Source organism: Candidatus Albibeggiatoa sp. nov. BB20 (genome assembly GCA_016744725.1).
Classification (GTDB): Bacteria; Pseudomonadota; Gammaproteobacteria; order Beggiatoales; family Beggiatoaceae; genus Albibeggiatoa.
Genome location: JADGDW010000239.1, coordinates 1 through 4,853 on the forward strand (window position 1 = coordinate 1; position 4,853 = coordinate 4,853).

General features: G+C 38.9%; 2 protein-coding genes. Both read left to right on the top strand.

All coding sequences use genetic code 11. The features are described 5' to 3' along the window. The first annotated feature begins 510 nt into the window (after positions 1–510). On the top strand, positions 511–2,532 hold the full coding sequence (ligA, locus tag ABXH34_RS17840; protein ID WP_353573239.1) for an NAD-dependent DNA ligase LigA: 2,022 nt from the start codon (positions 511–513) through the stop codon (positions 2,530–2,532). 200 nt (positions 2,533–2,732) lie between these two features. Continuing rightward, positions 2,733–4,298 carry a hypothetical protein gene (locus ABXH34_RS17845; RefSeq protein ID WP_353573240.1) on the top strand — a complete coding sequence of 522 codons (1,566 nt, stop codon included), beginning with the start codon at positions 2,733–2,735 and terminating at the stop codon, positions 4,296–4,298. Positions 4,299–4,853 lie beyond the last annotated feature (555 nt).

Below are 4,853 nucleotides of genomic sequence, written 5' to 3' on the forward strand. Positions count from 1 at the left end.
GTATTCCATCTCTCATATTATAAGCCATTCTTGAGTTTAGGGAGATAAATCTGTTCGCCTGAAAGGCGAAGGTTTTAACCTTATACATGGAAATAAAATCAATAGTTTAAGAGTAAAAAATAACTAAATTTGAGAGTTCTTTTACGGCCTCAACGTCTGAGAACGAAACAACCTTAATTTATGGCAATTAGGATATAGTCAATTTCGGTTTATGTGTTAGGACTGGCAGTCCTTTTACACTTTAAATATCAATCAGTTTCAAAATCGAGGACTGCCAGTCCTGTATCACTTTAGAATAAAATGACTATAGTGCTGTAATTTTTACCTTTCTACATGACTGCTTTTTATCGTGAAACAACGCTATTGTAATGGGCTTAAGAGTAAGTTCAAAATCAAAAAATAAGGCGCATTATGCAATTTAGGGAATACTTATTTTAAACGCTTGTGAATACCTATATTGATATGTCATCATTCGCTATCACTGTTGCTTTTAACCAGATAGTTACCTTAATGATTTCTCAAAAAATTCAAAATCAAGTCAATGAATTACGTCAAACACTCCATCAACATAATCATGATTATTACGTTTTAGATAATCCTCATATCCCAGATATTGAATATGATAAGTTGTTGCGCACATTACAAGATTTAGAAAACCAATATCCAGAACTAATCACACCCGATTCACCTACGCAGCGAGTGGGAGCTGAACCGCTAAGCACATTTGCATCCGTGCAACATATCGTACCCATGCTATCGCTGGGGAATGCGTTTAATGAGGATGAAGTCGGGGATTTTGACCAACGGGTTTGTGAGCGGCTCAAAGTGGCTCATGTCGAATATGTGGCTGAGCCTAAATTAGATGGCTTAGCGATTAGTTTGCGTTATGAACAAGGGGTGTTGGTACAAGCGGCGACCCGTGGTGATGGGCATCAAGGCGAGAATGTGACGCAAAATGTAAAGACGATTAAAGCCATTCCATTACGTTTACAAGGTTCTGACTATCCACCTGTGCTAGAAGTCCGTGGCGAAGTATTCATGACTAAATTGGGTTTTCAAAAGCTCAATCAGCAACAACGGGCTAATAATGACAAAATATTTGCCAATCCTCGTAATGCTGCTGCGGGTAGTTTACGCCAGTTAGATTCCCGCAGCACAGCCACTCGTCCATTAAGTTTTTATGCTTATGCAGTGGGTGTTGTGGAGCAAACGGATCTACCCACCCAGCATTATGATATGTTGCAGCAATTAAAAACATGGGGCTTTCCTGTCTCAACATGGGTCAAAGTCGTTAACGAGGTGCAAGGCTGTTTAGATTATTATCAGCAAATATTGCAACAACGTGATGATTTAGATTTTGATATTGACGGCGTAGTTTATAAAGTCAATGACTTAGCCGCACAAGAAACGCTTGGTTTTGTATCACGCGCTCCACGTTGGGCAGTTGCACATAAATTACCTGCACAAGAGGCTTTAACCCAAGTTTTAGCCATTGAAGTTCAAGTCGGACGTACGGGGGCGTTGACCCCTGTTGCACGTTTAGAGCCTGTGACTGTGGGCGGTGTGGTGGTTACTAATGCTACGTTGCATAATCTTGATGAAATTAGACGCAAAGATGTGAGAGTCGGCGATACAGTGATTGTACATCGTGCGGGTGATGTGATTCCAGAAGTGGTACGGGTGCAATTAGATCAACGTCCAGCCGATACGCAATTATTTGAAATGCCTGAGGCTTGCCCCGTATGCGATTCTAAAGCACTACGGATTGAAGGCGAATCTGTCATTCGTTGTAGTGGTGGTTTATTTTGCGCAGCGCAACGTAAACAGGCGTTAGAACATTTTGCTTCACGACGGGCTATGGATATTGATGGTTTAGGCTCAAAAATTATTGAACAAGTGGTTGATAAAGCTTTAGTTAACAGTTTGGCCGATATTTATACTGTGTCTCATGCTCAATGGGCAGGTTTGGAGCGTATGGGTGATAAATCCGCCGATAATTTAATCAATGCTTTACAGAAAAGTAAGGATACCAGCTTAGCCCGATTTTTATATGCTTTAGGTATTCGTGAAGTGGGAGAAACCACTGCCCGACTTTTAGCCCAGCATTTTGGACAGTTAGATAAATTGATGCAAGCAGGTTCTGCACAATTGGAAGTCATTGATGGCATCGGAACTGTGGTTGCAAAGAACATTTATACGTTTTTCCGTGAACCGCATAATATTGAAATTATTGAGCAATTTAAGGCTTGTGGAGTGCAATGGCCAGAGCATGAAGTGCAACAAGAGCAAGTTGAACAGTTACCTTTGCAAGGCAAAACCATTGTTTTAACAGGCACATTACACAATCTGAGCCGTGACGATGCTAAACAGCGTTTACAGGCATTAGGTGCAAAAGTCAGTGGCAGTGTGTCAAAGAAAACCCATTTGCTGATTGCAGGTGAGAAAGCGGGTAGTAAGTTGGATAAGGCTCAACAATTGGGAATTGAGGTTTTAGATGAAGTACAGTTTATAAAGTTTTTAGAGGATTTTTAAAGGGATTGGAATAACAAAGAATTAGGCTTGTTTTAGACATTTATTACAGTCGTAATTAAATGCTTTTGATGGTCATTTGGAATGGTGTTGTAAATAAAAATAAGACAGTTTACTTGAAAAATATAGGTTTATCTACTTAAATTAAGGGCATTGTGTCCGCTGATGAGCAGTGGATGTCACCTATTTAAGAGTATTAAATTATGCAATTCCATTCTGTTTTTAGCCAATTGAGCACGAGGCTCGGTTGGTATGTAGGCTGTTTATGGCCTTTTACACGTGATGTAAAAACAAGGCTGATTCGGCTTTTATCATTATGTTTAAGCTGTCTATACCTCAGTGCAACAATGACCGCTTATGCGATTCCGTTTACTGATGATGACTGTTATGTTATAGATTATTTGCCTGATGTTATCAATTGTGTGTGTACCGCTGCAAGAGATATTGAAGGTACTACTGATTATAACAAGTATGTTCAAGTGATGTTGTCTACAGAATCAAAAAGCACTAAAGCATGGTATCGTGCCGAAGGTAGATCAGTTTTTGACTATGGGGCTTATGTTTTTTGGGATGATGGTGACGGCGAACCATACTATGAAAAGACAGTTTCTTTAGATTCTGACTATAGTATCCCTATGTACAATGAAGATGGTGCTTATATTCGATTCAATTACGCAATCTACGTCAATGGTCTCAGAAAAAATGCCGCATACTATTTTCAAAATCCTAGTGAAGATGATGACTATTTTCGATGCTCAACAAATAACGATGGTTTATTTAAAGAGGTCACAACAGGTTATTCTATTTCTGACATCAAAGCCTTGCGTAAGCCTGCGTCAAATGGAAGCACATCCCAGCCAATAGAGCCTTCTGGACATCAGCTTTCTGTTGCAAGTTTGCAAACCCACATTCGCAGCATACCCAGTGGTATTGATTGTAAATACGGTGAAGGTAGTTGTTTCCATATTTTTGACCAAGCTGAAGAGGTTCAATTAGAAGTCGTCAGTATTAATAATGATCTTGAACTCACACAAGGAGAATATGATCTGGTTTGGGAAGGCAGTGCGGGTTGTGATAAACAACAATTATTGATGAATACGCATCGAAATTGCTTAGTTAGAATCTATGGTAAATACGACATTCCTGAAATAGTGGAGCTACAAAATCAATTGGAATTTTTGAATTTCAGTGGGCATGATTTATTGCTTGGTGGTGCGAAAGATTTGATTTTAGGTTTTATTCTCGAAGGAGAAGGCAGTACCGATGTCACACTTCACGCGGATATTTTGGACGCAGGCGTATTTCCTAAGCTGAGATTAAACCAACTTTTAAAGGATGCTGAAGGCAATTACTATGGTTATCCTCTTACTCAACAGCAACATCTCGAAAGCTTCACGCTCAATCAAACAGTGCCAGCAGGTATCTATACCTTGCAAATGTCTTCTGAACAAGTATTGGGTCGTGGTTTAGCAGGTATTAGCTTACAAAATAATACACTCAATTTAACCAATCTCAGTGTACGCGGCTATTTACAAGATCAGCTCGTACTCAATTTTATTGTAAATGGTGCTGGCACTCAGCGAGTTCAAATTTTCACTGATATTATTCGGGGAGATGTTGAAACTCAACTGACTTTATTGAATCTTGCTACAGGTGAAACAATTGAGCAAGCTGATAGCATTGAAGTCAAAGCAGGTGTTTATGCTGCCATTTTATCGGTTATTTCAGGGAAAGGCATTGGTATTATTGGTGTTAATTTGTTGAAATAAGTGAAGCTATAAACGGTAAGCCTAGCTGATGATGTAGAACGTTAGGCTTACTCATTTTTACATTTTAGTTTTATAGTCAATTTCGTTTTGGGTATTAGGACTGGCAGTCCTATAAAACTTTAAATATCAATTACTTTTAAAACCAAGGACTGCCAGTCTTGTATCATCTTAGAATAAAACGACTATATCACAAATTTGTTGAACGGCAATCACAATCAAGCCTATCGAACATTATTAAAATATCTTCACGAACAAAATTTCCCTACGTAGAGCCAAAACCCCCAAGCTGAAAAATATTGGTTACCTCATTCCCGCAAGGCCTTGTGGGAATGCCTTCACGACGTGTCACGTCGAGTAGATTCATGACGCAACCCATTGTTGATTTTTTAAATATCCTCTAGAAACTTGAATAACCCTTTTTAATAACTCAAGTTACGCAAAGAATCCCAAATTAAAATAAGATAAGTAAGTATGAAGCAAGAAGAATTAAACATATACACAGATTATTTAAGCGCAAGCTTTGGTCAAGCAACAGCGACAGAGTTGTCAAATATG